The following is a 26,763-nucleotide window of genomic DNA, read 5'->3' on the forward strand; positions in this document are numbered from 1 at the left end:
TGGGCAGAATGCAGTCGCCCATACCGCTATGACACATCCCAAAGATGACATGAAGAGAGATCATTATGGATATACTGAGAAGCGTTCCTGGTATGGTGGTACTGCTGGCGATTGCATTTTTGCTATCAGTAAATAAAAAAAGTATTAGCCTACGCACCACCGGCGCGGCACTTTTAATACAGATTGTTATTGGCGGCACTATGCTGTACCTACCGCCGGGAAAATGGCTGGCAGAGAAAGCGGCAAACGGAATTCATCATGTATTATCCTATAGCGATGCCGGTAGCGCCTTTATCTTTGGCGCCCTGGCCGGCCCGCAGATGGATAAAGTATTTGACGGTGCAGGCTTTGTTTTTGCATTCCGCGTACTCCCGGCAATTATATTCATAACTGCCCTGGTAAGTATCCTGTATTACATAGGCGTCATGGGATTTTTAATTCGGATATTAGGCGGGTTATTTCAGAAGGCGCTGAAGATTAGTAAGATCGAATCTTTTGTCGCGGTGACGACAATATTCCTTGGGCAGAATGAAATCCCGGCTATCGTCAAACCTTTCATTAATCGTCTCAACCGTAATGAACTCTTTACCGCAATTTGCAGCGGCATGGCGTCGATTGCCGGCTCAACGATGGTGGGATACGCAGGGCTGGGCGTGCCGATCGAGTATCTACTGGCCGCCTCACTGATGGCCATTCCCGGCGGTATTCTGTTTGCTCGTTTACTTAGCCCCGCGACGGAAGAGTCTAAAGTGGATTTTGATAATCTGTCATTCAATGAAACGCCCGCTCGTAGCTTGATAGAAGCAGCGGCATCCGGAGCAATCATTGGTCTCAAAATCGCCGCCGGACTGGCAACAGTGGTGATGGCATTCGTTGGTATCATAGCGTTGATCAATGGGATTCTGGCCGGCGTCGGCGGCTGGTTTGGCTATGGTGATGCAAGCCTACAGTCTATTTTGGGCGTGGTGCTGGCGCCGCTGGCGTGGCTGATGGGCGTTGACTGGGGTGATGCCGCGCTAGCAGGTAGCCTGATCGGCCAGAAGCTGGTGGTGAATGAGTTTGTTGCCTATCTTAGCTTCTCACCCTATCTGCATGATGCCGGCCTGCTGGATAGTAAAACTATCGCCATTGTTTCATTCGCGCTGTGCGGATTCGCCAATTTTGGCTCCATCGGCGTGGTGGTGGGCGCTTTCTCCGCCGTTGCGCCGGAGCGCACCTCGGAAATAGCGCGTTTGGGCATGCGGGCCCTGCTCGCAGCGACGCTATCGAATCTGATGAGCGCGACTATCGCCGGTTTCTTTATCGGTATTGGCTAAGCGTTACGCCTCTGCGAGGCCGGTAGTTCCAGGGCGTCATCAGCCCGCAACCGTTTTCAGACTCGGGTGTTCGCCAGTCCGCCTCCTGAGCCTGCAGGGGCGGACTGGCGCCCTTGCGCATTGACGTATACCGCCGGAGCCAATGCTGAAGTCACTATACCCAGAGGCTGAGGACTAAGCGTCACTCCAGGCAGTAGAAATAGTGACCGTATTCCACTATATGATTTTCAGATGAAGGAAAATGCAATGACGGCGTTGGAAAAACAATTAACCTTTCTGCGAGAAATTGACAAACTTAAAACGGTCATACGGCAATCACCGCTGCTTGATACAAGCCGCAAAGAAAACTCTGGCGAGCACTCCTGGCATCTGGCGATGTACGCCTTAATATTGAGCGAATATGCCGATGGAGCCGTTAATCCCTGTCGCGTGATAAAAATGCTCTTGCTGCATGACATTGTCGAAATAGATGTTGGAGATCATCCAATTCATAGTTCTTATTCAGGCGAACTGTATCAAGAGGAGTCCGCAGCGGCGATGCGGCTGTTTGGTTTATTGCCGCAGCTACAATGCACTGAGTTCCTTAATTTGTGGCAAGAGTTTGAGCAGGCAGAAACCGCAGATGCTCAATTTGCCAAGGCCCTCGATCGCTTTCAGCCACTGCTTGTTAATATATTTACTGACGGGGGAACCTGGAAAGAAAACGGCGTAGCGCTTGAACAGGTATTATCTCGTTATGGGCCGACGATAAAAAGAGGCTCATCCGGGCTATGGGGAATATGCGAGAATTTGATCATGAAGCATTTTGCTAATATTTGACGACCATGACGCGGGCAGAGCGTAGATACATATTGCCCCAATGTAGCGGGTGACTTCGGGCTACCGCGCAAAATACAAATCAGCCCACATCATCCGCTCAGAACCTCACGCCCAGGGGCGCGGACAACACGGATGATGCGGGATAGCCTACGGTTAAACTTAAATCAGTCGCTTGCCATCCTTATCAACGACTTTTTCCCCGTCTTCCTTAATGAACTCTCCCTGCTGGGGCGCGGGCAGAATCTCCAGCACCACCTCTGACGGGCGACACAGACGCGTTCCCAGCGGTGTAACGACGATCGGGCGATTGATCAAAACCGGATGACTTAGCATGGCTGCAATCAGTTCTTCATCGCTGAAGCGGTCTTCAGCTAACCCAAGCTGGTCGTATGGTTCAACATTTGTCCGCAATAATGCGCGAACACCGATCCCCATTGCGCCGATCAGCGCCTTAAGTTGCGCCCTGGTCGGTGGCGTTTCCAGATAGAGAATCACGGTTGGTTCAACACCGCTATTTTGAATCAAAGCCAGCGTATTACGGGATGTTCCACATGCGGGATTGTGATAAATGGTTATATCAGTCACGGTTCTTCTCCTATCTTACAGGGAAAGCGACAGGCGCAGAGCCAGCGCGCTAAGGGTGACCAATAACACAGGCAGCGTCATAACCACGCCCACCCGGAAATAGTACCCCCAACTTATTTTAATGCTTTTCTGATCAAGTACATGTAACCAAAGCAAGGTTGCGAGACTGCCTATTGGTGTGATTTTCGGCCCCAGATCGCAGCCAATCACATTGGCATAGATCATCGCTTCCTTGATAACCCCTGATGCCGTACTTCCATCTATCGATAAAGCGCCAATCAGGACAGTGGGCATGTTGTTCATGACCGATGACAAGAACGCAGATAAGAAGCCGGTTCCCAGCGTAGCTGCCCAGATGCCCCGTTCCGCAAACTGATTGAGAACAGCGGAAAGGTATTCGGTGAGTCCTGCGTTACGCAGACCATAAACAACCAGGTACATTCCAAGAGAGAAAATAACTATCTGCCAGGGCGCCCCACGCAACACTTTGCCCGTATTGATGGAATGCCCGCGTTTAGCAACAAGGAAGAGTATTAACGCCCCAGCTGCGGCAATAGCGCTTACCGGGATTCCAGCAGGCTCCAGCACAAAAAAGCCGGCTAAAAGAAGCAATAACACTATCCAACCCGTTCTGAACGTCGCCAGGTCTTTAATAGCCTCTGCAGGTGCTTTCAATCGCGATAGCTCGTAAACGGCGGGAATGTCTTTACGGAAGAACAGATGAAGCACAGCAAGCGTGGCAGCAATAGCGGCAAGATCCACCGGTACCATCACGGAAGCGTAATCACTGAACCCCAGCTGGAAGAAGTCAGCGGAAACAATGTTCACAAGATTAGAGACGATCAGCGGTAAACTTGCCGTATCCGCGATAAACCCGGCGGCCATAACAAAAGCCAGCGTTGTTCCTTTGCTGAAACCCAGCGCCAGCAGCATAGCAATAACGATCGGCGTAAGAATCAGCGCCGCGCCATCATTAGCGAAAAGTGCAGCAACGGCAGCCCCCAACAAAACGATGTAGGTAAACAGAATCCGCCCGCGTCCATTCCCCCAGCGGGCAACATGCAGAGCACACCATTCAAAAAAACCCGATTCATCAAGCAGTAAGCTGATGATGATGACCGCGATAAAGGCCCCGGTAGCATTCCAGACAATGTGCCATACAGCCGGAATGTCGTTGACTTGTATAACCCCCGTAACTAAAGCCAGTGCCGCTCCAGTAGAAGCCGTCCAGCCAATACTGAGGGCACGAGGCTGCCAAATCACAAAGATAATGGTGAGTACGAAGATTGCTCCTGCCAATAACACGTCAAACCCCTTAAACACATTCGATTTAGTGAATATGTATTTATTATCATCCGCAGATCGCGGCATTGACGCTATTTAAAGACTCCCGCACTTCATCGCGTTGACTATTCCAGGCAGTTTCGATGATGGAAGCCACCCAGGCTGGCATGTGCGGGGAAAGTCGATAATAAATCCATTTTCCTTCACGCCGATCCAGCACCAATCCAGCCTCTCTCAGCAAGGCTATATGCCGGGAAACTTTGGGTTGAGATTGATTAGTAACCGAGCAAAGCTCGCATACGCACAGCTCCCCCGCCTCTCGCAGCAGTAGAATAATCGTCGTGCGCGTCTCGTCTGCGAGTAGCTTGAAAAGTTGAACAGGTAGCATCCGTAAGCAGCTCCAGTGGAAAATTAACACATATGTTATTCCATATATATTAAAAGTAAAGCCTGGTGTTGCAGACTCGGAGTAACAATGCGACCGGTTCAGCCACTGCTTGCAGGACTGCGCAAAAATGGTAGGGCCGATTCCAGCCGATGGTGACATTCACGGGTCAGAGCAGTTTATAATTTCTAATCGACAAGGCGATCAACGAAGTCAAGCAGTACACGGGTTTTAGAGGGGACATATCGGCGCGAAGGGTAGTATGCGTAGAGAGGGAACCGATGATCTGACCACTCAGGGAAAACCTGTACCAGCTGATTTGCGGCCACGTAATCTTCAATACCCAGCTCAAAAAGCTGCGCTATACCCAGTCCGGCAAGACAAGAGCTGTATACAGTCCCCGGATCGTTGACTGTCAGCATACCTTGCGGCTCAACAAGTAGTTTCTTACGACGCTGATGAAACTCCCATGGAAACGGTTTTCCTGTGACGGGCTCCCTGAACAGAATACATTTGTGCGGTGGAGACTCCAGCTCTCGGGGATCCGTCGGATGGCCGAATCGCTGCAAATAGTCCGGTGATGCCATAGCTAACACTCTGGTATCAAATAACTTTCTGGCTACCAGCGATGAGGATTGAGGATGGCCAAAGCGCAGAGCAAGATCAAAACCGTCCGCAACCAGGTCACCTGGCTCATCCTTGCTTCGCAATTCAATTTCTAATTCCGGATAACGGTCCATGAAGGCCCCAAGGCGAGGGGCCAGAATGAATCTTGCGAACAGGGGATCGACATTGACTCGCAATTTTCCGCGGACACGTTCAGCGTCCCCTGCTGCGCTGCTGGTCGCTTCTGCCAGAGCGCCTATAAGTGGCATGACTTCCTCATAGAAGCGTCGTCCTTCATCCGTCAGACGTACCTGCCGTGTCGTGCGCTCGAAGAGGCGAATGCCCAATCTGGCCTCAAGACGCGCGATGGCTCTGCTGACGCCGGACTGTGACATATCCACAATCTCTGCCGCTTTTCCAAAACTGCGCGTGTCGACTATCGCAGCCATGACGTCCAGACCTTCCAGAAGCTGCTTGCTGAATGCGCTCATTTATGACTCCGACACATAAATATTGTGATTCCCATGCTATCGCATTTCAAAGCACGGCGGGACAGAATTGCACCAACGCGAAAGAGCGTTGCTCCATGAACGAAGCGCTTTCTTTAAATGCCGGGGCGATTGACCGGCACAAACAGGATAACCAGATGGCAAGAATCTTCATCACCGGATCGTCTGATGGCCTGGGCCAAATGGCGGCGAAACTGCTCGTAGCCCAGGGTCGCCAGGTCGTTCTGCATGCCCGTAATAAAGCACGCGCAGAATATGCCCTTGCACAGCTCCCGGGAGCCCGGTCGGTACCAGATGCCGATCTTTCGAGTATTGAGGAAACGAAGGCTCTGGCATATCGCATTAATGATATGGGGCACTTCGACGCCGTGATTCATAACGCGGCAGAGGGCTTTCAGGAGCCTGGGCGCATCGCAACCGTCGACGGTCTGCCCCATGTGTTGGCTGTGAACTCACTTGCACCTTACATCCTGACAGCGCTGATCAATGTGCCCAAAAGGCTTATCTATATCAGCTCAAGACTGCACCTGAATGGCGATCCGTCCCTGACAGACCTTAAGTGGGAGACACGCCCCTGGAACGGAATGCAAGCCTGTTCTGACCCTAAGCTACATGTTGTGCTGCTCGCTTTTGCAACTGCCTGTCGTTGGCCCGAAGTCTTATCTAACTGCGTCGAACCCGGCTGGGTTGCATCGAAGATGGGCGGAGCAAATGCCCCTGACGATCTCGATCTTGCCTGTCGTACTCAGGCCTGGCTCGCGGCCGGTGCCTCTCCCGCGCGTCGCGTAACGGGCGACGACGTCTATCACCAGACATCGGCAGAAGCTATGCGTGCGGCATTCGAGCCTACGCTTCAGGATCGCTTCATGAAGAGATGCGCCCGGTTTAGCGGAGTTGCGTTTCCCGCTCACTAATCCCGTCCAGGTTATATCCAACCCCGCGGTCGAGTTGCCCGGGGAAGGTAGCGCTATGCCTGAAAAAAGCCGCAGCGACGCCAGACCTATTTAATTGATCATTTTAATGGAGAACATTCATGCACTCTCATGGTACTGAATCTAAAGTCGATTCATCATCGCAGACGCACCACGCTGCCGCTCATCATCGAGGTAGCAATATTTCTCAAGCGCGAGCGGTTGCCGCCATACTCGCATTAAGCATGGGCTGCTTTACCTTTGTCAGCACCGAACTCATGCCTGTCGGCGTATTGCCGGCAATGGCTGAGGGTTTGCATGTATCGCTCGGAGCAGCGGGCTATCTTGTTACGATATTTGCCTTCATGGTGGCCCTCACGGCCGCGCCGCTCACCAGCATATTGGCTGGATTCAACCGTAAAGCGCTAATGGCCGGCTTGCTGGCCGCGTGCTGCGTCGGCAACCTGGTCACCTTTCTGGCGCCGGGCTACTTTGTCGTCTTTCTGGGGCGTATTCTTGTCGCAGCCGCAATTGGGGTGTTTTGGTCTACCGCTGTTGTCACGGCGGTACATATGGTTTCTTCTCGTCATGCAGTGAGGGCCACTGCCATCGTTTTTGGCGGCGTCTCTCTGGCAGCAGTGCTCGGGGTTCCTGCCGGGACGATGTTGGGCGATCTGTATAACTGGCGCGCAGTGTTCGCCGCGCTCTCCGCGCTGAGCCTGTTAGTTTTCACGCTTATTGTCTGGTCGGTACCCGCCGTTCGCATTTCCAAAGCCGCCAGGCGTGGTGCAATGTCGTCCGTGCTGAAAAACGGGCCGCTGCTTGCTGTATTCAGCATCACCGCCCTGGTCGTGACCGGCAATTTTCTGGCATATACCTACATCTCGCCCTACCTGGAGCAGATCGCAGGACAAAGCCCTGCGCAGATCGGCATGCTGCTTCTCATCTACGGCGCTGCTGGCGTGGTCACCAACTTTGCCATCGGTCCCTTTGCCTCCAGCGCCCCGCGTACAAGCCTTGGCCTGGTCACGGCCCTCTTCATGCTGAGTCTGGCATGTCTGAATTTGGCTGCAGCCAGCACGGCCGCATTGTTTATTGCATTGGCGGCATGGGGAGCCGCATATGGGGCACTGCCCGTTCTGCTGCAAACGCTGGTGTTCCGGGAAGCGTCCCGGATTCCGGGAGCCGCTGACGCCGCGACCTCCATCAATGTCTCGGTATTCAATGCAGCGATCGGTCTCGGCTCTTTGCTTGGCGGAATGTTGATTAACCTGGCCGGTCCGCATCCCATTCCCTATCTGTCGGCGTGCTTTGGCCTGGCAGGATTAGGGGCCATTTTTATCAGCCGTGAAGGTAAGTCACGCCAGCATTAAGTTAATAGCATCGAGCGAAGAAAAGAGGATTAATATCAACGTACCGGGGGGAAGTGCGAGGGGAAAACGCTAGCAGAATTGGGTGGGGGCCCTGCCATCAGCCATTAGTACTAAATTGTGTTGGTTAATCAATTTGTTATAGTGGTAGTACTACAACAGTACTGTACCACTCTCGATAGTACCGTTCAGCACAAAATCTTGCAAGGTAACGTGCCGTCAGGGTTGGGGACATGACATGTTCTTTTCGAAATTTATAGTGTCGGAAGTGCTTACCCGATGTGCATAAAAAAGGGGCGACAAGCCCCTTATTCAGTTACTTCTTATCCTTTGGTGGACAAGGATCGTTACCATGCGAATCTTTTTTTGCGATCCTGCCATCCTTGTTATGGATCACAAGCTCACTTTTTTGGTTTATAGCAATCCCTCTTGCAGCGTCTACCGCAGATTGCTTTGTTGGGTGAACGGAGGTCGCTTTACTGTTTCCAGCCCCCTTAACGGCCCAACCTCCATCATGAGGAACAACATGCTGATCTTTACCCATTATCGAACCCTCTATTTCCATGGAAACATCAGCATATAGCGTTAAAACCAACCACTCAATACTACATATTGTGTTAAGATTGATTTTCATCACAAAACGTGGATAGATATCAAAAGGATTCGTCCACTACACAACTGTAAGTACCCTTCCTTAACCCTATACCGCTATATTCGTTAACAACCTAGCAATTCTGGCCTACTCTGCCCTTTATTACCCGCTACTCTTCTGAAAGAGATGAATTTTTAGCCACCTTTGCGATAGTAGCCCTTGAACAACCGATCAAAGTCTGAATTTTGCTCCAACTTTTACCGTCAGACAGTAGTTCTTGTACTTTATGATGCAGGCTCTCATCGACTGGACGACCACGATACTTTTTCTCTCTCTTGGCCTTTTCAATACCTTGCTTTTGTCGTCTGCGGCGATCTTCATAGTCCTTGCGACTGATTGCCGCCAGCATATCGAGCATCATAGAATTCATTGCTTCAAACATACGAGCGGTGAACTCATCCTGAACATGCAAAAGCTGATGGCTCGTAGGCAAATCCAACGATACAACCCTGATCCCTTTAGATTCGATGAGTCCTCGTAAGGTTTTCCAGTCCTCTGCGGTAAGTCGGCTTATACGATCTATTTGCTCACAGAGCAGAATATCGCCACGTTCCGCGATATCTAAGAGTAAAAATAATTGAGGCCGCTGTAGGCTTGCACCTGATTCATTTTCTTTAAAGTACTTTGATATTTTCAGATCATGCGAATGAGCAAATGCCTCTAACTCTTTCAAAGCCCTATCTGCATCTTGCTCTTTCGTCGATGCTCTTAGATATGCCCATACACGCATGATACTCACCCTCAGTCTGTTTTATATGGTTCATTATATACAGTCTGTTTTAGGTTGTAAAATTCATTTAATGAACCACTTTGAATGAAGATCTGTGCAGGTCTGCTTGAGGTATACTTAACTCACACCAATTTTACGATGGAAAACCTTCATTAGTAATTGATTACTTGAAAGTCTAGGGATCGGGGTGCACGGTCAGTAAAAAATCAACCAAGACAACCAACTTAGAAAATGGCTACTAAAGCTATGGCAATTCAAGCGTGCATGCCTATTCCATAGGTTAAATACTTTTTAAATTAGTTTAAATGGTTTGAACTCTATATGTCGATGCTTCACATATTCATTTTTTATACAACACTTCTTATATTTTATTCCACTACCACAAAAACATTTTTCATTCCTAGCTACCTTTACCCAATCAGGATTCCTCTTCATAAAATCTAAAGTAACAGCTTCGGTAAAATTAATTGGATTCATTTTCCTAGCGTCAAACAAAGAAATTAAATCAATAAAAACTTTAAACGATGGATGCTCATCATTAATACCAACTACAAGTCTTTTATCCAATGGAGAATATACTAATGCAATATGATCAAGCCTTTCTATTTTTTTCACTATAGCATAAGCTATTTCTCCAAAGTATAAATCACCTCTCAAATGCTCACAATCATCACTATCCATATCATTATGACATATACTACATTCATGGTTGGACTCTATAAAACCAATACTTGAGAATATGCTATAAGGATATAACTTCTCTAATGACAACAGTTGCTTTTCAAAAAAAGAGATAGTAACACTATGAAATAAATAGAATTTTTTAACACTTCTAAGGCAGTCTAACGCATCTTGTAAAGAAACCCATGAATTATAATACTTTTTACTTTCTACACCTTGCCAGAAAGAAGATAATTTTTCAAAAAAAGTAAAAAATACTCCCCATATATAACCTTCATTTTTATCCTGTTCTTTAGTTGCATTATCTTTTGATGACTTTATCTGTGAAATTGCATCTTCTGCAAGAACTTTAACTTCATGATAGTTACGAAGACTTAATTCATTAAGAATAGACTCTATGTATTTGCCAGGATTAAATGGTAATTGTAAGGAATTTAATTTTAGCTCATGCATATTACTGATCCATGAATTTATTAATATTGAACTTTTTAACTGTATCTTTTAGATCATCAGCATTACCTTTGAAGTAAAACTCTTTCTCAACCCCATCTTTTTCATTTTTATATTTAACATTAAAAGTAATTTCGTTTTTTTCACCATCAAGATTTCCTCTAAAACAGTATTGCACATACTCTAAAACAAGCTTTAAATAGTTTTCCAATGTTCCTTCAATAGCTAGATTCACGAAAGGAAGTATTAAAGAGTAATCATGCAATGCATACTTTTTAGAATCTAAAGGAATCTGGATGTCAATCTCGGGGTGATTAATCTTCACCCATTTTCTAAAATTCCCTGAATCTGTTGGAATTGCCCCATCGTAGTATTCGCTGCCTAGGATCTCTATCTTCATGAATTTATCATCTTTATTGAAATTAAAAATTACCGCTATTAGTTATATCGATACTACTATAGCGATACTCTCCTGAGTATTTTACATTAAATCTTGACCTACTAAACGGTGCGGTAATTTTCAATGAAAGTACTACGTTCTAAACCAGATGCCGACACTAGAGCTTTCAGTTCTTTATTCATGTTCCCAGTAACAGGTATCTTGTACTGCTTACCATTGACAGTAATATCAACACGTTCTCTTTTCGTTGTAACATTAGACTTAGTTTTTGCTTTACTACCTTTGATTGTCGAAATGCCCAAAGATTCAATTAAGCTATTTCTTGCATCTTCATTTAAACTATTGATTAATGCAGCTAGATCAGCGACTTTAGATTTATCAATTTCTTTCTTGTACTCGTCAGCTACCATAACGAGATTCTGAGAGAGGCGACGTAGCTGTTCAATGAAGCGATCAGCGTCATCTTTGAACAACTTGTCAATATCCGATTTACTATCTGATAGTTTGAAATTTTTACCACTGGCACGCGAAATTAAATTCTTGTATCCATTGACATCAAGATCGTGAACAATACCATTATCATTCTGATTGCTAGTACTTGCCATGTGCAATTTTCTTCCTATATTGATTTATGTAACATGATACTTATAGAAAGATAGTACTATGTCAAGCACTTACATTATAGAAATATCATGAGCAAAACTAAGGCCGCTTTCGCGGCCTTGTTGAACACCGAATTCATTGAGAACGATCAAGTATCATATATGCAGGCTGGCACACACTACCGCGTTCCTGAAGCCAGTAGTAATCAAGAACGGCAACACGCACATCCAGCCCCGAATCTACGCGATTGATTTGCAGCCGTAGACCAACCGTATCCTTGTACGAGAGACCTGATTTTACAACGTACTTGTACTTAACGCCGCTTTCTTCTTCGAAAGATTTAAGATAAGGGGTGATCTGTTTCTTAATCTCTTTCAAACAAATAACTTCGCCATTAATCACGAACGGCTTTTCAGTTTTACCATCAGGAATGGTAGCCGCAATTGTAGTTAATGGAATAATGGTCAGCAGTACTGCATATATGAGTTTCTTCATTTACTACTATCCTTAGTAAGTCCCTAGCAATATAATTTATTTTGAGCAAATTTGTGTCAATGTCATTTGAACATCAAAATTTACGGTTATTACTTTTATCGTACTATCATTCAATTCAGACACGAAATAGTTGGCTGATGAGTTTCCGTACTTCCTTGAACCATCAGCAGCAACCTTGTTGAATGTACCTATATAGATACTATCTTTATCATTTGGAATTGGCATTCGCATGATCAACTTATCATCAGAAATTGTATATTCTATTAGAATATTTTTATCTGAATAGAATCCAGAATCATGTTTTGTTCCTTGTCGAGTTTGAGTTATCGCATCAAACTTATCGCATTTATAAACATCGGATTTTTTCTTTTCAGTACTGCCAGCCGTTGAAGCCTTTGCATCAGTACTTTTATCTTGTGAAACAACCCCAGAACCGATGCCTATCGAAACGACAAAGACAATAAAACTCATGCCTAACGACGTAATTAAAGTACGGAACTTTCCCCGATCTTTATTTCTGGAATGGTTTGAAACTTTCCTGAAAGTAAGTACTGCAAGGATCATACAAATGATGAAAACGACAAGCCCGGCCATAAAATCCCTCAAAGGTTGTGTATCAAAGGCAATCAGAGTATCACTTCGCAAAACACCGATCGATAAAAACGATCAATATTTTCTTTTCGATCGATTAAATCTATCAAAATATATTAATTGAAGGAAAATCAATAGGTAAAAACGATCAGACGTTGGTCAGTACTTCGGAAACACCAGAAGTATGGTTTGGGTCTGCCGTTTAAACGCCCTCAGAAAACCGCTAAGGTCTCTTTATCGCATATGGCTTGGGATTTCAGCCTTTGGCTAAAATCGCTTTCAGGAGGGATTCTTGTGCGTTTTGTCGGGAACACCATCATGGAGGGGGATAAATCGGATCGAAGTCGCTTCGCTCTGGTCAGTACTGGAAGGGTTAGCTTATCTGGCGAGGGAAGATGAATTGCCAGGCTTCATGAAGATGGTTGGTTTTGTGGACAAGAAGAACTGCCGTTTTGAGTATTAGCCCTCACACCCAACAAACCTACCCATTAGCAAGGGGGAGTACTTTCTCGTAGTATACAGAACGAATAAATTCTTTGTATACTTCCGTTTTATCCTAAAGCGATTTGATTATGGACGAGAATAATAAAGAAGTTATTGAAATAAGACCAGAAGATAAGGACTTTTTCGCAGAATTTATTGATTGTGAAGGTCCAATTATCCAAGATTCAATTGATCATAAAAAAATCACCCTTGCACTTGATAAAGCCCACGACATAAGAAAGTTTGAAATAGATCTCTATTGGAAGCGTGCTACATACTTCTTCGCATTCTTCACTGTAATAACAGCTGCATTTGGTTATTTGTTCACCCATAACAACTATACTTTCTTAGCCCCTGCACTTGCGATCATTGGTTCTGTTTTTGCTTTATGTTTTTGTTATGTGAATATCGGTAGTAAGTATTGGCAAGAAAACTGGGAGTTTATAATTGATAAAATTGAATATTATGTCACAGGAAACCTTTATAAACTTTTCTTCTTCGAAAACCATAGAACCAAACGCCCATCAGTCACTAAGATTAATATATTTCTAAGCAAGCTAATTATAGCTATATGGTACGCTTGCTTTATACTTTCCATGCACCAGATATGGAATCAAAGCATGGTATTAAATATCTCTTACATTATCCTTATCATATATAGCACTGGAACGGCCTTATATTACTGCGATAAAACTGTTGCAGACATATCGAACAATGATAAAGAATCACCACGATTCTTTAGATTCAGAAATCCTAATTACATAAAATCATAAACATGGGGGCATTTGATGCCCCTTGTAAATTGATAATCCGACCTAAAAACACTTTGAGTACTTCATTTGTCAGTACTGTTATCTGTTTGAGCGAAAGCAAGTAACGGCTTTGGCGTGATTTCGAGTACTGCGAGAAAAACGCAAAGTTACGATCTGATATTTGGTTTTTATAGAGACTAACGAGCAAAGCGAAGTTAGGCTCTTTAGATACTGAATATCAGTAAGGCTAATACATTCAAAATATCAGGTGAAAGGCAATATTATATTGAGTTACGGTTATTCACCCCACTGTATAAAACACGAATAACCTACTGATTTCACTGATTTTTATTTGAATAACAATTCACTAATAATCATGGTAACCGTATTTATTAGTTTTAAGTTACGGTTATAGGTACAATTAAACAATGGTTCGTAGATATGCAATCAGATCTTTCGCTGAGGCATTACTGTTCAATAGTTCCTGTACTGCGTTCTTCTGTTCGTCGGTTAATGGCTTACCAGACAATGCTTTCTTTAGTCCACATAGCGTACCACCTTCTTCTACAAACTTATCCAATGCTTTAGCAACTGCGGTACAGGCTAATTTGTACTTCTCGATAGATGATTCACTTGCTGCAAATTTCTTCATCTGATCTGAACGGGTTAAGGTAAGATAATACTTAACCTGTACTTTTGAAAGCTCTGTAGCGTGTTTGACGATGTAGAAGACATCTTTAACAGGTAACTTGTACTTTCCCAATGATTTACACTCTTGAATCGTCTGGTTAATTATTAAAGTTGCTTCTGATGTTAGGCCACTGTAAGTAACACGTTTTAGTGCTTCTTCTAACTTTTTATTGTCATAAATCCTTTCTTTTTTTGCCATGATAAATACCCCTATGGAAGATGTTAATTAATATTGGCCTGATGTATTCCTAATACTCAGGCTTTTTATTTCAGAAGAAAATGGGTGGGGTTATACTCCACGTACCTTCTTGAACCATTCACTATACTCTGGCACTTTATTTTTGCGTAAATTGCTAATGAAATCTTGATCGCAATTAACTTTAAGTAAATTACAAATCCTAGCACTTGTCATATCACTTAGTAGTGATATTCTCGTACTGAGAGAATGTTAGTTGAATGAAATTAACCTTTTCTTTCTTTCGAACTGATTTGTTCAATGACTTCCTATTAGTCCTGATTTTATTTTTTGTTTTTATTTTACCGTTTTTCTTTGACATTTTGTCACTCCTCTAAATTAAAACTCATCTCATGGTTAACCTCCTACGGCTGCTGTTTATGTTCGATTGGCTATATGTTAACGGGCAAAATTGCCCCAATCAAGGAATAGTTGCAACTTTTTCTTGACAATATCATTACTATTCAAGTCAAAAAATCATATATCATTTAGGCACTATCTTTGTACTTTTTAACTGGTACATTATTAGATGATTTAGCGAGTATCTTTGTACTTTCTTACTGATACATTCGTAAATTGTTTTAGAAGTATTCATGTACTTTCTAAGTGGTGCATAAATTTATGCGACCTTGCGGTCAGGCAGGATATAAAAAAGAAAAATCAATAAACATAATAACAAATCTATTGAAACACGTTACCTTGCAAGATTTTGTGCTGAACGGTACTATCGAGAGTGGTACAGTACTGTTGTAGTACTACCACTATAACAAATTGATTAACCAACACAATTTAGTACTAATGGCTGATGGCAGGGCCCCCACCCATTTCAGGGTAAGTACTTGATAGCTATACGCTAAAGTACTGAAATCTCTCCCCCATAGCCTTAGTGGTACAAAAACTGTGTATCACCAGTAGGCTGCACGATGTCCCTTATGCTCTCCCGTCACTAAGCAGGCTCTCAGCGAAGAGACTGCTTAGTACGAAGTACGAATCAAATATGTTCTAATAAATCACATAATTGAGACACAGCGACTGACTTACCATATCTTCGGTATGTGATTGAATTATCTGCATGTCCTAAGAATGCAGCAGCATAATGCTCCACTACACCAGCATTTTTTAACTTAGTGGCAATGTAATGTCGCAGTGAATGAAACTCTGGAACCCCTAATTTTTTGCGATAACAGCTAAACCAGCGGGTGAAATAGTGGCTGTATGACCCTTTATAGAAAGTTAACTGCGGGAACAGTCTACCCTTCTGGTTCTGTACATAGTCCAAAAATCCTATATCTATCAATTTGTTATGAATTGGTATTGTACGTTTACTGTTCTCCGTTTTGACCACCTGTCCATCATGACGATCATCAATCCTGATGCACCACCTTCCCTCATCCTTTAATATATCACCATGATATAGCTGACAAATTTCATTAGCCCTCATCCCCGTAAATCGACCAAGCAAAATAATCCATCTCTTCCAGTCAGGTAAAGCACTGATCCCATTCTCCAGACATTTGATCTGAGCAGAGGTATATGCCTCTCGCTTTTGGGAAACTGGCTCGCGATCCTTTTGGAGCAATCCCTCAAAGGGATTTTGAAAATCATAGTCAGTACGGTGTTTCAGCCATCGGAAAAAACCACTGATTTTCTTAACATATTTGTTCTTTGTAGGAATCGCGACATCGAGCCCGCTAATGAATTCAGCAGCCCTGCTACGCTTAAACACCTGATCAGTGAAGCTAAAGTACTTATCAATACAGCGTTTGATAGAAGAAAATTCCCTTTCACAAACTTCACGGCTTTTAAACTCAACGTACTGCTCAGCATGTAGTTTTAGCTCGCTGAGCGACAAGTCTGAATGAGGGGATTGAATCAAATCGATTGTAGTCGTGGCGGTTTCAGTACTTAGCCAAGGACGATCTGCAAAGCGTAAAGATCGCTTTGTCGCTTCAGTCTTTGAACGCGTACCTAACGAACGACGAAACTCGCGGCGTTTACCACAAGGTAAGACGTTAACTTTCCGGTAGTACCAGATCCCATGACGGGAGAGCATAAGGGACATCGTGCAGCCTACTGGTGATACACAGTTTTTGTACCACTAAGGCTATGGGGGAGAGATTTCAGTACTTTAGCGTATAGCTATCAAGTACTTACCCTGAAATGGGTGGGGGCCCTGCCAGCTACATCCCGGCACACACGTCGTCTGCTCTGGCTGCTTCCTTCCGGATCTGACCTGGTAAACAGAGTAGCGTTGCGGGAGAACCAACAGAGCCCCCATTGAGAGCGTTGTTAACCAACGCGCCGGCGCATTATCCCCACTGCGGCGCTGAATTGCAAGCTGACGTCGCTCGGATGCTGGTTTATTGCGCAAAGCCACCAATAAGCTGGCTAAAAGCCGCCGCCGCGCGGGTTGTTAATTTTCGAAACAATCCTTCCGGGACAATACGAGGGATTGCGAGCGCCGTCGCGGCAGGATGCTTCATGCTCATCCATACTTTATCAGATACCGAAGCCCTCTTTTTAATCAACATCTTATCTGTATGAGGAATCCATGAGTGAATCACCGCGTTTGACGTCAACTCTGGCGATGCCGGCGATTGACGGCGTGACCGTATCCTTCAAGGGTTTGCACTACCTGCGCCCGGAGCTGGTGCTGGATTTTGTCACCATCAGCAGCGGCACGATGCTGGCAGTAACGCCGGTGGCGGTGCTCTACTCCACCGTAGGCGTGCTGCAGAGCGTCGAGTTACGCAAACTGCCCATCGCGGTTTGTGGGCGCATAGTTTATCCCATCACCTCGCAGAAGCTCCCCGCCCTGCGCGCAAAGCTGATTATCAACGCCCGGTCCCGTCGGCTGAAATTTCTCGAAAGCCTGATGGCTATCACCCCGCATGACAACATACACGGGATGCAGACGCTTGGCCTGGCGCTGGAGTTTACCCTCGCGCACCCCGCCTAAGCGGCGGGCTGTACAGCCTGTTATCCAGCGCTTATCCTGAACCTTTCCCGGTAACAGGACGCCTCATGGAACCTCAAGACACATTTCCTCAGCGGGTATGGCAGATTATCGCTTCGATACCGGAAGGCTACGTCGCCACCTACGGCGACGTCGCGCTGCTGGCAGGCTCGCCGCGCGCGGCCCGCCAGGTCGGCGGCGTGCTCAAGCGTCTGCCGGAGGGCTCAGCTCTGCCGTGGCATCGGGTGGTGAATCGGCACGGCGATATTTCCCTGACCGGGCCGGACCTGCAGCGTCAGCGCCAGGCGCTGCTGGCAGAGGGGGTACAGGTCTCCGGCAGCGGGCATATAGACCTGCAGCACTATCGATGGATTTATTAAAAAAATGCCCCTGAACAGGGGCATATGAGGTCTTATTGCGCGACGGCCGGGGTATCCGCTGCGCCATCGTTGGCGACAGGCACCGCCGTTTGCTGTACCGGTACCAGCAGCAGATCGGCACGATTCCCGCCGCCGTTGATCACCGTCTGGACGGTATCGGTGATAAACATCAGCTGACCATTTACCGTAATTGCCGAGCTTAGCAGGATGCGCGCGTTAGGCTTAATGTCCGCCTGGCTGTACGGCAGAACAAAGTTATACGGCGGCTGCTTACCTTCGGTACGTACGGCTTTCTGCGCCAGCACGCGGGACGGCGCGTCGGCCAGTGAAGCATCAGACAAGGTCACGGTCAGTACCGCATCCGGCGGTAAGGCAACTTTCTGCCGGATAGAGATAGTCCCGGAAACGTTAGGCTGTTGCTGCGAGGACGTCAGAGACGCGATGCCGTAAGGATCGGCGGCAGCCGCGTTATTGTTCGCACTGTTGCTGTGATTATTGGCACAGGCGGTCAATGCGGAGGCAACGGCTAAAGCACTTAACATATAGGCAAATTTCATGTTGTTCTCCTTCTCATCCCTATATACACATGAGCATGTCCTACCGACTGGATGGCATGAACATTTGTATCGTGCATAAGTGTGGCACAGATCTCAGATCTCTTCCTGCAAACGAACCGTTATTCAGATTATTACACCCATCGGACCACTTGCGATTCCAGGTTATACTTTGCCTCAATACGCGCCGCGAGAAGCGGTTATCACCGATTGAGGGGAAATATGAGTCAGGCACTAACCAATCTGCTGGCATTGTTAAATCTGGAAAAAATTGAAGAAGGGCTGTTCCGCGGGCAGAGCGAAGATCTGGGGCTACGTCAGGTTTTTGGCGGCCAGGTCGTCGGCCAGGCGCTGTACGCGGCGAAAGAAACCGTGCCTGCCGAGCGTCTGATCCACTCGTTCCATAGCTACTTCCTGCGCCCTGGCGATAGCCAAAAGCCGATAATTTATGACGTCGAAGTCCTGCGCGATGGCAACAGCTTCAGCGCGCGCCGGGTGGCCGCGATTCAAAACGGCAAGCCGATTTTCTATATGACCGCCTCTTTCCAGGCCCCGGAACCGGGCTACGAGCATCAAAAAACGATGCCGGTGGCCCCGTCGCCGGACTCTCTGCCTTCAGAGACCGATATTGCCCGTAAGCTGGCGCATCTGCTGCCGCCGCAGGTCAAAGATAAGTTCCTCTGCGATAAGCCGCTGGAGATCCGCCCGGTTGAATTCCATAACCCGCTAAAAGGCCATGCGGCAGAACCGACCCGCCAGGTATGGATCCGCGCCAACGGCGCCGTCCCGGAAGACATCCGCATCCATCAATATCTGCTGGGCTACGCCTCGGACTTTAACTTCCTGCCGGTCGCGCTGCAGCCGCACGGCGTGGGCTTCCTTGAGCCCGGCATGCAGGTTGCCACAATCGATCACTCGATGTGGTTCCATCGCCCGTTCAACATTAATGAGTGGCTGCTGTACAGCGTTGAGAGCACCTCAGCCTCCAGCGCCAGGGGATTTGTGCGCGGCGAGTTCTACACCCAGGACGGCATCCTGGTGGCGTCGACGGTGCAGGAAGGCGTAATGCGCAACCGGAATGCGTAGGACGTAACGACATAAAAAAAGCCTCCCGCGGGAGGCTTTGCTGCTACTGGAGATAACACAAAGATTCAGGCATTGTAGGCGTTTTCGCCGTGGCTGTTGACGTCCAGGCCTTCGCGCTCCTGCTCTTCCGGTACGCGCAGACCTACGGTCATATCGGCAACTTTATAGCCAATGTAGGCGACGATGCCCGACCAGACGATGGTGATGGCAATACTTTCCAGCTGTACCAGCAGCTGATGCCCCATAGTGACGCCTTCTGCGTAACCGACGCCGCCCAAAGAGGTCGCGGCAAAGATACCGGTCAGGATACAGCCCACAATCCCGCAGACGCCGTGCACGCCGAACACATCGCACGGGTCGTCAACGCGCAGCCAGCGTTTCAGCACCGTTACGCCCCACAGACCCGCCAGACCGGCAGCAATACCCACAATCAGTGAACCGCCCACGCCGATATAACCACATGCCGGCGTAATACCAACCAGACCGGCAATCGCCCCGGAGCATGCGCCCAGCAGGGACGGCTTACCGCGGGTAACCCATTCGCCGAAGGTCCAGGCCAGAATCGCAGCGGCGGTCGCCACAACGGTATTCACAAACGCCAGGGCCGCAATTTCGTTCGCCGCGCTGGCAGAGCCAGCGTTGAAGCCAAACCAGCCGACATACAGAATCGCGGTGCCGGTGAAGACCATCGGCAGGTTATGCGGTTTGAACGCCTCTTTGCCAAAGCCTACGCGTTTGCCCATCATGTAGGCACCCACCAGCCCGGCAACCGCGGCGTTGATATGCACAACGGTACCGCCGGCAAAATCCAGCGCGCCGTGCGTCGCCAGCAGACCGCCGCCCCAGACCATATGGGCAATCGGTACATAGGAGAGCGTCATCCACACCACCACAAAGATCAGCACCGCGGAGAAGCGAATACGCTCCGCCAGCGCGCCGACGATAAGGCCGACGGTGATACAGGCGAAGGAGCCCTGGAAGGCGACGTGAATGTACTGATAGAAGGAGCCCATCAGCGCTTTCAGCTCAATATTTTTCAACAGTATCCAGTCGAAGCTGCCGAAGAAGCTGCCGCCGGTGCCGAACGCCAGCGAGTAGCCGTAGAGCACCCACAGAACGCACACCAGCGCAAAGGTGACAATCACCTGAGTCAGCATCGAAAGCACGTTTTTGCCGCGAATCAGGCCGCCGTAGAACAGCGCGATGCCCGGAATAGTCATAAACAGCACCAGCGCGGTGCAGATCATCATAAAGGCGTTGTCGGCTTTATCTGCCACCGCCGGTGCGGCCATGGCTAATCCCGGGAGAAGCGCCAGCGCACCCAGACCTGTTTTCATTGTTGTTGCTATTTTCATCTTCTCAATCCCCATCACTGTGTGGTCTGGTCGTTACAGTGCCGCTTCGTCGGCTTCGCCGGTGCGGATGCGAATAACGCGCTGCAGCTCGGCGACGAAAATTTTGCCATCGCCAATTTTCCCGGTGTATGCCGCTTTACTGATGACGTCGATGACCTCATCAAGCTGATCGTCGGCGATCGCGACGTCAATTTTTACCTTCGGCAAAAAGTTAACGCTATATTCGGCGCCACGGTACAGCTCAGCATGGCCTTTCTGGCGGCCAAACCCTTTCACTTCAGTGACCGTCAGGCCCTGAATGCCGATGGAAGATAACGCTTCGCGAACGTCTTCCAGTTTAAACGGTTTGATTACCACGGTAACCAGCTTCATAAGTCCCCTCCGATCAGAATTCGTAATGGCAGCAGCTAACACACAGGGAATAAAGCAAAGGCTATGCCAGAAATGAAAAAGGACCGCTAAGCGGCCCTTTTGATGAAGAAAAGAGAGAAACGGCCCGGGAACGAGGGGGAAAGCGCCCGGCGACGTCTAAAAACGCACCATTTCAGTGCACAAAAGGTTGCATTTTTGCACCATGCTATATCGCCGCAGAATCACTGCCTGCTTATAGTGCATCAGGCAATAAGTGACTCTTCCTGCGAGCTCGCCGCCAGCTCTTCGCCGGCCAGCTGCAGCTGATACATCTGCCAGTAGCGTCCCTTTTCCGCCAGCAGCTGCTGATGGTTGCCGCGCTCGACGGCCTGGCCGCGATGGAGCACCAGAATCGTGTCCGCTTCGACTATCGTCGACAGGCGATGGGCAATCACAATCAGCGTGGTGTTCTGGCGGACCTTTGCCAGCGCCTGCTGGATCGCCTGCTCGGTGCCGGAGTCGATATTCGCCGTAGCCTCGTCAAGGATCAGTATCTGCGGAGTATCAACCAGCACCCGGGCCAGCGCCAGAAGCTGCTTCTGACCTACCGAGAGGTTGTTGCCCTGCTCGCCCAGCAGGGTATAGAGCCCGCCGTTCATGCCGCGCGCCAGCTCGGCCAGCTGAACGGCTTCCAGCGCTTCCCAGACCTGCGCCTCGCTGATATCGCGACCGAGAGTGACGTTGGCGTAGAAGGTATCGGCCAGCACGACCGGATCCTGCTGCACCATTGCGACGCCCTGGCGTAATGCGCTGTGGCTTAAAGAAGAGAGCGGACGACCGTCAATGCGGATCTCGCCTTTGCTCAGCGGGTAGTAGCCCATCATCAGGCTGGCGAGCGTACTTTTGCCGCTACCGGTGTGGCCAACCAGCGCCACAAAGCTGCGGGACGGAATTTCAAGGTTGATATCCTGCAGCACCAGCCGATCGCCGCGGTAGGCGAAAGAGAGATCCTCGATCGATACCGTCCCGCTGCGCAGCGGCGCATCATCCTGCCCCCACGCCTGGCGCGGCCGATCCATCAGCTCGAAGACCCGCTCGCCGGCCACCACCGCCTGCTGCAGCATCGACTGCTGAGTCGTCAGCTCAATCAGCGGCTCGTTCAGCCGACCGAGATAGCTGATAAAGGCATACAGCACCCCAACCTCAATGGTTCCCGTGGCGCTGAAGCCAAAGAGCATCAGCAGCCCGCACAGCACCAGCGTCGAGAACAGGCTGAGCAGCGGGCGCAGCAGGAAGCCGTCGAGACGCAGCGTTTGCATACGCGCCAGATAGTGGGCATAGCTGGCCTCGCGCATCCGCTCGCCGAACCGCGCCTGCTGGCGGAACTGCTGGATAACGCCCATGCCGTTAATGACTTCATTAAAGCCGTCGTTGATGTCCGCCAGCCAGGCGCGCACCCGCCGGACGATAGGCGTGCTGTAGCGCTGATAGATCATCATGACGATCAGCACCGCCGGGAAAATCGCCAGCGCCACCAGCGCCATGCGCCAGTCGAGGCTGAACATCGCCACCAGCATTGCGCCAATCAGCGCCGCGCTGCGCAGCACCGTCGCCACCACGGTGACGTAGAGATCGCGGATCACCTCGGTGTCGTTAGTCACCCGGGAGATAAGCTGCCCGACCGGCTGAGTATCGAATTCACTAAGCGGCTGGCGCAGCGCGGCGTCCATCACGTCGCTACGCAGCTGCTGAACGACGCCGACGGCGGCGCGGTTAAACAGCAACGACTGGTTGTAGTGCAGCGTCGCCGCGAGGATCTGCAGGCCGATATAGGCCACCGCGAGGCCGCTAACCAGCTTCAGCGGCAGCGAATTCTTCGCCACCATATTGTCGATGAAATAGCTGATCAGCAGCGGGCCGCTAACTTCAGCCGCCGCCGCAACCCACATCATTCCTACCGCAATCAGCAGCGGCCTGCGCCACGGCGAGCCGTAGACCAGCAGACGTTTTAAGGTTGGCCAGAGTTCGGTAAAACTACGCATCGGCAGCCTCCTCAAGTTCATGAGGGGCGTCATCCAGCGCCGCCTCCAGCTGCTGATAGCGGTACATATCGCGATACCAGCCCGGCTGCGCTGCCAGCACCTCATGGCGGCCGCGCTGGGCAATATGACCATGCTGCATGACCAGAATTTCGCTGGCTTCCGTCAATGCCGATAGTCGATGGGCGCTGATGATCACCGTCCGGCCTTCTCCCCACTGCCGCAGGTTATACAGTATCTGGTGCTCCGTACGGCCGTCTACCGCCGACAGGGCATCGTCGAGAATCAGGATCTCCGCCTCCAGCAGCAGCGCGCGAGCAATGGAGATGCGCTGTTTCTGCCCACCGGACAGCATCACGCCGCGTTCGCCCACCTCGGTCTCATAGCCCTGGGGCAGACGCAGAATATCCTCGTGAACGCTGGCGAGGCGCGCCACCCGCTCAATTTGCTCAGCCGTCGCCTCGGGCCTGCCGAGCGCGATGTTGTTTGCCACGGTGTCGGAAAACAGGAACGGCGTCTGATTGACCACCGCCAGCCGACCGCGCCAGCTGTCCAGCTGTAGCCGGGTTAAAGGAATATCATGAAAACGAATATCCCCCTGGGTGACGTCGAAGTGGCGCTGTATCAGCGCCAGAATAGTGCTTTTCCCCGAGCCGGTTGGCCCGCAGATACCAAGCATTTGCCCCGGCTGCAGCACAAAATTGACCTTTTCCAGCGAGGGTTTGTTGGCCTGAGGATAGATAAACTCGCGCACGGCAACGTTAAGCATGCCGCGCCCTTCCGGCGCCGTTTCGCTGCCGTCTTTGACCGCCGGCGCCTCTTCCAGCATCGTGCGAATTCGGCTATAGGCCGCGCTGCCGCGCTCGACGATATTAAACATCCACGCCAGCGCCAGCATGGGCCAAATCATCAGCCCCAGATACATGACAAAGCTGGTGAGCTGACCCAGGGTCATGCTGCCCTGCAGCACCATCCAGCTCCCGCCGCCGATCGCCAGCAGATTGGCGGTCCCGATAGCGATATAGATCGTCGGATCAAAGCGCGCATCGATGCGCGCCACGCGCATATTTTTCTTACCGGTATCCTCCGCATCGGCCGCGAACTGCGCCGACTGCCGGTCTTCCAGGCCAAAGGCTTTAATCATGCGGATACTGGTCAGGCTTTCCTGGGTTCGGTCGTTGAGGCTTGAGAACGCCGCCTGCGCCACGCGGAAACGCTCGTGCAGGGCATCGCCGTTGCGCTTAATCACCAGCGCCATCACCGGCATCGGCAGCAGCGCCAGCAGCGTGAGCTGCCAGCTGATTTGCGTCGACATCACGATCAGCACCGCGCAGCCCATCACCAGTGAATCCACCAGCGTCAGCACGCCCTCCCCCGCCGCGAAGACCACCCGGTCAACGTCGTTGGTGGCGCGGGCGATCAGGTCGCCGGTGCGGTGGCGCAGGTAGAAGGCCGGATGCTGGCGGCTCAGCTGGCGATAAAAATCTTCCCGCAGCTCGACGGCCAGCTGATAAGAGGCGCCAAACAGCAGCACGCGCCAGACATAGCGCAGGAGGTAAACCATTATCGCGATCAGTACCAGCACGCCAACCCACATCCACACCTTTTCAGCGGTGTAATGTTCTTTGGTGACGCCATCAACCACAATCCCCACCACCTTAGGCGGAATCAGCTGTAAAACGGCGATAATGGCCAGTAGAGCAATAGCGCCGAGATAACGGCGCCACTCCCGGCGAAAGTACCAGCTAAGTTGAGCAAATAATCGCAAGCAGTTAAATCCTGAGTGTATAAATCGTCGCGGCAAACGCCGTTAATCAATCGGTAAGGCCGTGGTGTATTTTATCTGTTCCATCGCGAAACTCGAAGTAACATCAGAGAGTCCCGGAACGCTGTTCACCAGTCGTTTATAAAAATCATCGTAGCGTTTCATATCCGCGACCTGGACCCGCAGCAGGTAATCATACTCCCCCGCCATGCGCCAGAAGCCGAGAACTTCCGCCATTTGCGTCACCTCGCTCACGAAGCGGCAGTACCAGTCGCTGCTGTGGTGCTGGGTCTTTATCAGCACAAAGGCCGTCAGGCTAAGACCGAGTTTTTCTGCATCCAGTAGCGCGACCCGCTCGCGCAGGATACCCTCATCTTCCAGCCGCTTCAGCCGTTTCCAGCAGGGCGTGGTGGTCAGATTAACGGCATCAGCCAACGCCTGCAAAGAAAGGGTGCAGTCTGTCTGCAGCAAAGAAAGCAGCTTGCGGTCAATTTTATCTAACATAGGTCACCAATAGAGAAAATTTTACTCCTTTCATTGTAATTCAAAGGCTAAATAGCAACAATTTTTCCTTCAACTTCCTTTAAGCTGGGCACAAAATGACAAACAGGAAATGAAGATGAACAGCGCCTGGGTAAAACACGCCATTAGCGAAATCAACGCCGACTATCAGCGCTCCGCCGACACGCACCTTATTCGCCTGGCGCTGCCCGGATTCCCCGGGATCCAGATCTACCTGAAGGATGAAAGTACCCATCCCACCGGCAGCCTGAAGCATCGCCTGGCGCGCTCGCTCTTCCTTTATGGCCTGTGCAATGGCTGGATTAAAGAAGGGACGACGATTATCGAATCGTCTTCCGGCTCGACCGCAGTGTCTGAGGCCTACTTCGCCCGCCTGCTGGGCCTGCCGTTCATTGCCGTGATGCCCTCCTGTACGGCGAAGCGCAAAATCGAACAGATCGAGTTTTACGGCGGTCGCTGCCATTTCGTGACCAGCGCCTGCGAAATCTACGCCGCGTCCGAAACCCTGGCTCGCGAACTGAACGGCCACTATATGGACCAGTTTACCTTTGCCGAGCGGGCGACCGACTGGCGAGGAAACAATAACATTGCCGACAGCATCTTCCGCCAGATGACCCATGAGCCGCATCCGCAGCCGTCATATATCGTGATGAGCGCGGGAACCGGCGGGACCTCGGCAACTATCGGCCGCTATATCCGCAGCCAGGGCTACGATACCCGGCTGATGGTGGTTGACCCGCAAAACTCGGTGTTTCTCGACTACTGGCAGACCCGCGATGCCAGCCTGCGCAGCCCGATCGGCAGCAAAATAGAAGGCATCGGCCGTCCGCGCGTCGAACCGTCATTTATCCCGGATGTGGTTGATGAAATGCTGCGCGTGCCGGATGCCGCCAGCGTCGCGACCGCCCTGTGGCTGGAAAGGCTGCTGGGTCGTAAGGTTGGGGCTTCCACCGGCACCAATATGTGGGGCGTGCTGGAGCTTGCCGTACGTATGCGCGCCGAAGGGCGGACCGGCTCGATTGTGACCCTGCTCTGCGATAGCGGCGAACGCTACCTCGAAAGCTATTACGATCCCCGGTGGGTGGCGGCCAATATCGGCGACATCACGCCGTGGCAGGCGCAAATTGCGGCAAGAGCGGCAGCGCAATAAAAAAAGCCAGGCTTAATGCATCATCACGAGCATAGGCCTGGCTTGCTGGAATGGTCTG

General features: G+C 49.8%; 29 protein-coding genes and 1 other RNA gene. 9 read left to right on the top strand and 21 right to left on the bottom strand.

Annotated elements, in window-relative coordinates:
- Positions 1-65: 65 nt before the first annotated feature.
- Together QFI97_RS22075 and QFI97_RS22080 are read left to right on the top strand one after the other, a co-directional pair.
- Entirely contained in the window at positions 66-1,316 is a 1,251-nt protein-coding gene (locus QFI97_RS22075; RefSeq protein WP_346431985.1) for a NupC/NupG family nucleoside CNT transporter, read from the top strand.
- A 246-nt stretch (positions 1,317-1,562) separates the two neighbouring features.
- Complete coding sequence (locus tag QFI97_RS22080) at positions 1,563-2,135, top strand: HD domain-containing protein (RefSeq protein ID WP_346431986.1); 573 nt, start codon at positions 1,563-1,565, stop codon at positions 2,133-2,135.
- A 159-nt stretch (positions 2,136-2,294) separates the two neighbouring features.
- Here the strand turns inward: QFI97_RS22080 and arsC are convergent, their stop codons facing one another.
- The 4 genes from arsC to QFI97_RS22100 form a co-directional block, all read right to left on the bottom strand.
- The gene (gene arsC, locus QFI97_RS22085) at positions 2,295-2,720 is read right to left on the bottom strand and encodes a glutaredoxin-dependent arsenate reductase (RefSeq protein WP_095094441.1); all 426 of its coding nucleotides are present in this window, start codon (positions 2,718-2,720) and stop codon (positions 2,295-2,297) included.
- 15 nt (positions 2,721-2,735) lie between these two features.
- Positions 2,736-4,025: an arsenic transporter gene (locus QFI97_RS22090; protein WP_346431987.1), complete on the bottom strand. Its 1,290-nt coding sequence runs from the start codon at positions 4,023-4,025 to the stop codon at positions 2,736-2,738.
- 46 nt (positions 4,026-4,071) lie between these two features.
- Complete coding sequence (locus QFI97_RS22095) at positions 4,072-4,392, bottom strand: metalloregulator ArsR/SmtB family transcription factor (protein WP_346431988.1); 321 nt, start codon at positions 4,390-4,392, stop codon at positions 4,072-4,074.
- Between the two features lie 185 nt (positions 4,393-4,577).
- Positions 4,578-5,486 (bottom strand): LysR family transcriptional regulator, encoded by a 909-nt coding sequence (locus QFI97_RS22100; RefSeq protein WP_346431989.1) that lies wholly within the window; start codon positions 5,484-5,486, stop codon positions 4,578-4,580.
- A gap of 95 nt (positions 5,487-5,581) precedes the next feature.
- On the opposite strand from QFI97_RS22100, the gene QFI97_RS22105 reads away from it, so the two are divergent.
- Both QFI97_RS22105 and QFI97_RS22110 read left to right on the top strand, forming a co-directional pair.
- Positions 5,582-6,418 (top strand): SDR family NAD(P)-dependent oxidoreductase, encoded by an 837-nt coding sequence (locus tag QFI97_RS22105; protein ID WP_223261736.1) that lies wholly within the window; start codon positions 5,582-5,584, stop codon positions 6,416-6,418.
- 119 nt (positions 6,419-6,537) lie between these two features.
- A complete protein-coding gene (locus QFI97_RS22110) occupies positions 6,538-7,788 on the top strand; it encodes an MFS transporter (protein WP_346431991.1) in 1,251 nt (416 codons plus the stop codon).
- A gap of 313 nt (positions 7,789-8,101) precedes the next feature.
- Here the strand turns inward: QFI97_RS22110 and QFI97_RS22115 are convergent, their stop codons facing one another.
- The 7 genes from QFI97_RS22115 to QFI97_RS22145 form a co-directional block, all read right to left on the bottom strand.
- Complete coding sequence (locus tag QFI97_RS22115; RefSeq protein ID WP_438943439.1) at positions 8,102-8,419, bottom strand: DUF2188 domain-containing protein; 318 nt, start codon at positions 8,417-8,419, stop codon at positions 8,102-8,104.
- A gap of 127 nt (positions 8,420-8,546) precedes the next feature.
- Positions 8,547-9,167 carry a recombinase family protein gene (locus QFI97_RS22120; RefSeq protein WP_189095069.1) on the bottom strand — a complete coding sequence of 207 codons (621 nt, stop codon included), beginning with the start codon at positions 9,165-9,167 and terminating at the stop codon, positions 8,547-8,549.
- Positions 9,168-9,458: 291 nt separating this feature from the next.
- The gene (locus QFI97_RS22125; RefSeq protein WP_317358798.1) at positions 9,459-10,301 is read right to left on the bottom strand and encodes a YecA family protein; all 843 of its coding nucleotides are present in this window, start codon (positions 10,299-10,301) and stop codon (positions 9,459-9,461) included.
- A gap of 1 nt (position 10,302) precedes the next feature.
- Positions 10,303-10,698, bottom strand: coding sequence for a hypothetical protein (locus tag QFI97_RS22130; RefSeq protein WP_346431992.1), 396 nt, complete (start codon positions 10,696-10,698; stop codon positions 10,303-10,305).
- A 101-nt stretch (positions 10,699-10,799) separates the two neighbouring features.
- Complete coding sequence (locus tag QFI97_RS22135) at positions 10,800-11,303, bottom strand: hypothetical protein (protein ID WP_346431993.1); 504 nt, start codon at positions 11,301-11,303, stop codon at positions 10,800-10,802.
- A 133-nt stretch (positions 11,304-11,436) separates the two neighbouring features.
- Positions 11,437-11,796, bottom strand: a complete 360-nt coding sequence (locus QFI97_RS22140) for a hypothetical protein (protein WP_346431994.1) — start codon at positions 11,794-11,796, stop codon at positions 11,437-11,439.
- A gap of 36 nt (positions 11,797-11,832) precedes the next feature.
- Positions 11,833-12,390 (bottom strand): hypothetical protein, encoded by a 558-nt coding sequence (locus tag QFI97_RS22145; RefSeq protein WP_346431995.1) that lies wholly within the window; start codon positions 12,388-12,390, stop codon positions 11,833-11,835.
- Between the two features lie 569 nt (positions 12,391-12,959).
- On the opposite strand from QFI97_RS22145, the gene QFI97_RS22150 reads away from it, so the two are divergent.
- Positions 12,960-13,643: a RipA family octameric membrane protein gene (locus tag QFI97_RS22150; protein ID WP_346431996.1), complete on the top strand. Its 684-nt coding sequence runs from the start codon at positions 12,960-12,962 to the stop codon at positions 13,641-13,643.
- Between the two features lie 400 nt (positions 13,644-14,043).
- On the opposite strand, the gene QFI97_RS22155 is transcribed toward QFI97_RS22150, so the two are convergent.
- The 4 genes from QFI97_RS22155 to QFI97_RS22170 all read right to left on the bottom strand — a co-directional run bounded on the left by QFI97_RS22155 (position 14,044) and on the right by QFI97_RS22170 (position 17,030).
- Complete coding sequence (locus QFI97_RS22155) at positions 14,044-14,511, bottom strand: hypothetical protein (RefSeq protein ID WP_346431997.1); 468 nt, start codon at positions 14,509-14,511, stop codon at positions 14,044-14,046.
- 1,027 nt (positions 14,512-15,538) lie between these two features.
- A complete protein-coding gene (locus tag QFI97_RS22160; protein ID WP_346431998.1) occupies positions 15,539-16,600 on the bottom strand; it encodes a tyrosine-type recombinase/integrase in 1,062 nt (353 codons plus the stop codon).
- 118 nt (positions 16,601-16,718) lie between these two features.
- An RNA gene (ffs, locus tag QFI97_RS22165) (signal recognition particle sRNA small type) lies at positions 16,719-16,815 on the bottom strand.
- 92 nt (positions 16,816-16,907) lie between these two features.
- Complete coding sequence (locus QFI97_RS22170; RefSeq protein WP_346431999.1) at positions 16,908-17,030, bottom strand: hypothetical protein; 123 nt, start codon at positions 17,028-17,030, stop codon at positions 16,908-16,910.
- Between the two features lie 68 nt (positions 17,031-17,098).
- Here QFI97_RS22170 and QFI97_RS22175 point away from each other — a divergent pair, with 68 nt between their 5' ends.
- On the top strand, positions 17,099-17,506 hold the full coding sequence (locus QFI97_RS22175; RefSeq protein ID WP_095094435.1) for a dTDP-glucose pyrophosphorylase: 408 nt from the start codon (positions 17,099-17,101) through the stop codon (positions 17,504-17,506).
- A gap of 65 nt (positions 17,507-17,571) precedes the next feature.
- A complete protein-coding gene (locus tag QFI97_RS22180) occupies positions 17,572-17,883 on the top strand; it encodes an MGMT family protein (RefSeq protein WP_095094433.1) in 312 nt (103 codons plus the stop codon).
- A gap of 32 nt (positions 17,884-17,915) precedes the next feature.
- Here QFI97_RS22180 and QFI97_RS22185 read toward each other — a convergent pair whose 3' ends face one another.
- Complete coding sequence (locus QFI97_RS22185) at positions 17,916-18,440, bottom strand: YbaY family lipoprotein (protein WP_331834156.1); 525 nt, start codon at positions 18,438-18,440, stop codon at positions 17,916-17,918.
- Between the two features lie 219 nt (positions 18,441-18,659).
- Between QFI97_RS22185 and tesB the strand changes: the two genes are divergently transcribed.
- Positions 18,660-19,523: an acyl-CoA thioesterase II gene (gene tesB / locus QFI97_RS22190; RefSeq protein ID WP_095094429.1), complete on the top strand. Its 864-nt coding sequence runs from the start codon at positions 18,660-18,662 to the stop codon at positions 19,521-19,523.
- 65 nt (positions 19,524-19,588) lie between these two features.
- On the opposite strand, the gene amtB is transcribed toward tesB, so the two are convergent.
- The 5 genes from amtB to QFI97_RS22215 form a co-directional block, all read right to left on the bottom strand.
- The gene (gene amtB, locus QFI97_RS22195) at positions 19,589-20,878 is read right to left on the bottom strand and encodes an ammonium transporter AmtB (RefSeq protein ID WP_189339808.1); all 1,290 of its coding nucleotides are present in this window, start codon (positions 20,876-20,878) and stop codon (positions 19,589-19,591) included.
- A gap of 33 nt (positions 20,879-20,911) precedes the next feature.
- A complete protein-coding gene (glnK, locus tag QFI97_RS22200; RefSeq protein WP_002891893.1) occupies positions 20,912-21,250 on the bottom strand; it encodes a P-II family nitrogen regulator in 339 nt (112 codons plus the stop codon).
- 242 nt (positions 21,251-21,492) lie between these two features.
- The gene (locus QFI97_RS22205; RefSeq protein ID WP_095094425.1) at positions 21,493-23,271 is read right to left on the bottom strand and encodes a SmdB family multidrug efflux ABC transporter permease/ATP-binding protein; all 1,779 of its coding nucleotides are present in this window, start codon (positions 23,269-23,271) and stop codon (positions 21,493-21,495) included.
- Positions 23,264-25,036 (bottom strand): SmdA family multidrug ABC transporter permease/ATP-binding protein, encoded by a 1,773-nt coding sequence (locus tag QFI97_RS22210; protein WP_095094423.1) that lies wholly within the window; start codon positions 25,034-25,036, stop codon positions 23,264-23,266. Before QFI97_RS22210 ends, QFI97_RS22205 begins: the two co-directional genes overlap by 8 nt.
- A 42-nt stretch (positions 25,037-25,078) precedes the next feature.
- Complete coding sequence (locus QFI97_RS22215) at positions 25,079-25,537, bottom strand: Lrp/AsnC family transcriptional regulator (protein ID WP_041144328.1); 459 nt, start codon at positions 25,535-25,537, stop codon at positions 25,079-25,081.
- Positions 25,538-25,652: 115 nt separating this feature from the next.
- Here QFI97_RS22215 and QFI97_RS22220 point away from each other — a divergent pair, with 115 nt between their 5' ends.
- A complete protein-coding gene (locus QFI97_RS22220; RefSeq protein WP_346432000.1) occupies positions 25,653-26,705 on the top strand; it encodes a PLP-dependent cysteine synthase family protein in 1,053 nt (350 codons plus the stop codon).
- Positions 26,706-26,763: the final 58 nt, after the last annotated feature.

The organism is Klebsiella scottii, assembly GCF_036561945.1.
In the GTDB taxonomy this organism is placed as follows: Bacteria; Pseudomonadota; Gammaproteobacteria; order Enterobacterales; family Enterobacteriaceae; genus Klebsiella; species Klebsiella scottii.

Excerpts from the sequence above, each read along its gene's own strand:
- QFI97_RS22140 (WP_346431994.1), bottom strand. The coding sequence starts at position 11,796 with ATGAAGAAACTCATATATGCAGTACTGCTGACCATTATTCCATTAACT.
- QFI97_RS22170 (WP_346431999.1), bottom strand. The coding sequence starts at position 17,030 with ATGAAGCATCCTGCCGCGACGGCGCTCGCAATCCCTCGTATTGTCCCG.
- QFI97_RS22100 (WP_346431989.1), bottom strand. The coding sequence starts at position 5,486 with ATGAGCGCATTCAGCAAGCAGCTTCTGGAAGGTCTGGACGTCATGGCT.
- QFI97_RS22120 (WP_189095069.1), bottom strand. The coding sequence starts at position 9,167 with ATGCGTGTATGGGCATATCTAAGAGCATCGACGAAAGAGCAAGATGCA.
- QFI97_RS22080 (WP_346431986.1), top strand. The coding sequence starts at position 1,563 with ATGACGGCGTTGGAAAAACAATTAACCTTTCTGCGAGAAATTGACAAA.
- QFI97_RS22205 (WP_095094425.1), bottom strand. The coding sequence starts at position 23,271 with ATGCGTAGTTTTACCGAACTCTGGCCAACCTTAAAACGTCTGCTGGTC.
- QFI97_RS22220 (WP_346432000.1), top strand. The coding sequence starts at position 25,653 with ATGAACAGCGCCTGGGTAAAACACGCCATTAGCGAAATCAACGCCGAC.
- glnK (WP_002891893.1), bottom strand. The coding sequence starts at position 21,250 with ATGAAGCTGGTTACCGTGGTAATCAAACCGTTTAAACTGGAAGACGTT.
- QFI97_RS22110 (WP_346431991.1), top strand. The coding sequence starts at position 6,538 with ATGCACTCTCATGGTACTGAATCTAAAGTCGATTCATCATCGCAGACG.
- QFI97_RS22130 (WP_346431992.1), bottom strand. The coding sequence starts at position 10,698 with ATGAAGATAGAGATCCTAGGCAGCGAATACTACGATGGGGCAATTCCA.
- QFI97_RS22175 (WP_095094435.1), top strand. The coding sequence starts at position 17,099 with ATGAGTGAATCACCGCGTTTGACGTCAACTCTGGCGATGCCGGCGATT.
- QFI97_RS22075 (WP_346431985.1), top strand. The coding sequence starts at position 66 with ATGGATATACTGAGAAGCGTTCCTGGTATGGTGGTACTGCTGGCGATT.
- tesB (WP_095094429.1), top strand. The coding sequence starts at position 18,660 with ATGAGTCAGGCACTAACCAATCTGCTGGCATTGTTAAATCTGGAAAAA.
- QFI97_RS22125 (WP_317358798.1), bottom strand. The coding sequence starts at position 10,301 with ATGCATGAGCTAAAATTAAATTCCTTACAATTACCATTTAATCCTGGC.
- amtB (WP_189339808.1), bottom strand. The coding sequence starts at position 20,878 with ATGAAAATAGCAACAACAATGAAAACAGGTCTGGGTGCGCTGGCGCTT.
- QFI97_RS22215 (WP_041144328.1), bottom strand. The coding sequence starts at position 25,537 with ATGTTAGATAAAATTGACCGCAAGCTGCTTTCTTTGCTGCAGACAGAC.
- QFI97_RS22150 (WP_346431996.1), top strand. The coding sequence starts at position 12,960 with ATGGACGAGAATAATAAAGAAGTTATTGAAATAAGACCAGAAGATAAG.
- QFI97_RS22185 (WP_331834156.1), bottom strand. The coding sequence starts at position 18,440 with ATGAAATTTGCCTATATGTTAAGTGCTTTAGCCGTTGCCTCCGCATTG.
- QFI97_RS22115 (WP_438943439.1), bottom strand. The coding sequence starts at position 8,419 with ATGAAAATCAATCTTAACACAATATGTAGTATTGAGTGGTTGGTTTTA.
- QFI97_RS22160 (WP_346431998.1), bottom strand. The coding sequence starts at position 16,600 with ATGCTCTCCCGTCATGGGATCTGGTACTACCGGAAAGTTAACGTCTTA.
- QFI97_RS22095 (WP_346431988.1), bottom strand. The coding sequence starts at position 4,392 with ATGCTACCTGTTCAACTTTTCAAGCTACTCGCAGACGAGACGCGCACG.
- QFI97_RS22155 (WP_346431997.1), bottom strand. The coding sequence starts at position 14,511 with ATGGCAAAAAAAGAAAGGATTTATGACAATAAAAAGTTAGAAGAAGCA.
- QFI97_RS22105 (WP_223261736.1), top strand. The coding sequence starts at position 5,582 with ATGAACGAAGCGCTTTCTTTAAATGCCGGGGCGATTGACCGGCACAAA.
- QFI97_RS22135 (WP_346431993.1), bottom strand. The coding sequence starts at position 11,303 with ATGGCAAGTACTAGCAATCAGAATGATAATGGTATTGTTCACGATCTT.
- QFI97_RS22145 (WP_346431995.1), bottom strand. The coding sequence starts at position 12,390 with ATGGCCGGGCTTGTCGTTTTCATCATTTGTATGATCCTTGCAGTACTT.
- QFI97_RS22180 (WP_095094433.1), top strand. The coding sequence starts at position 17,572 with ATGGAACCTCAAGACACATTTCCTCAGCGGGTATGGCAGATTATCGCT.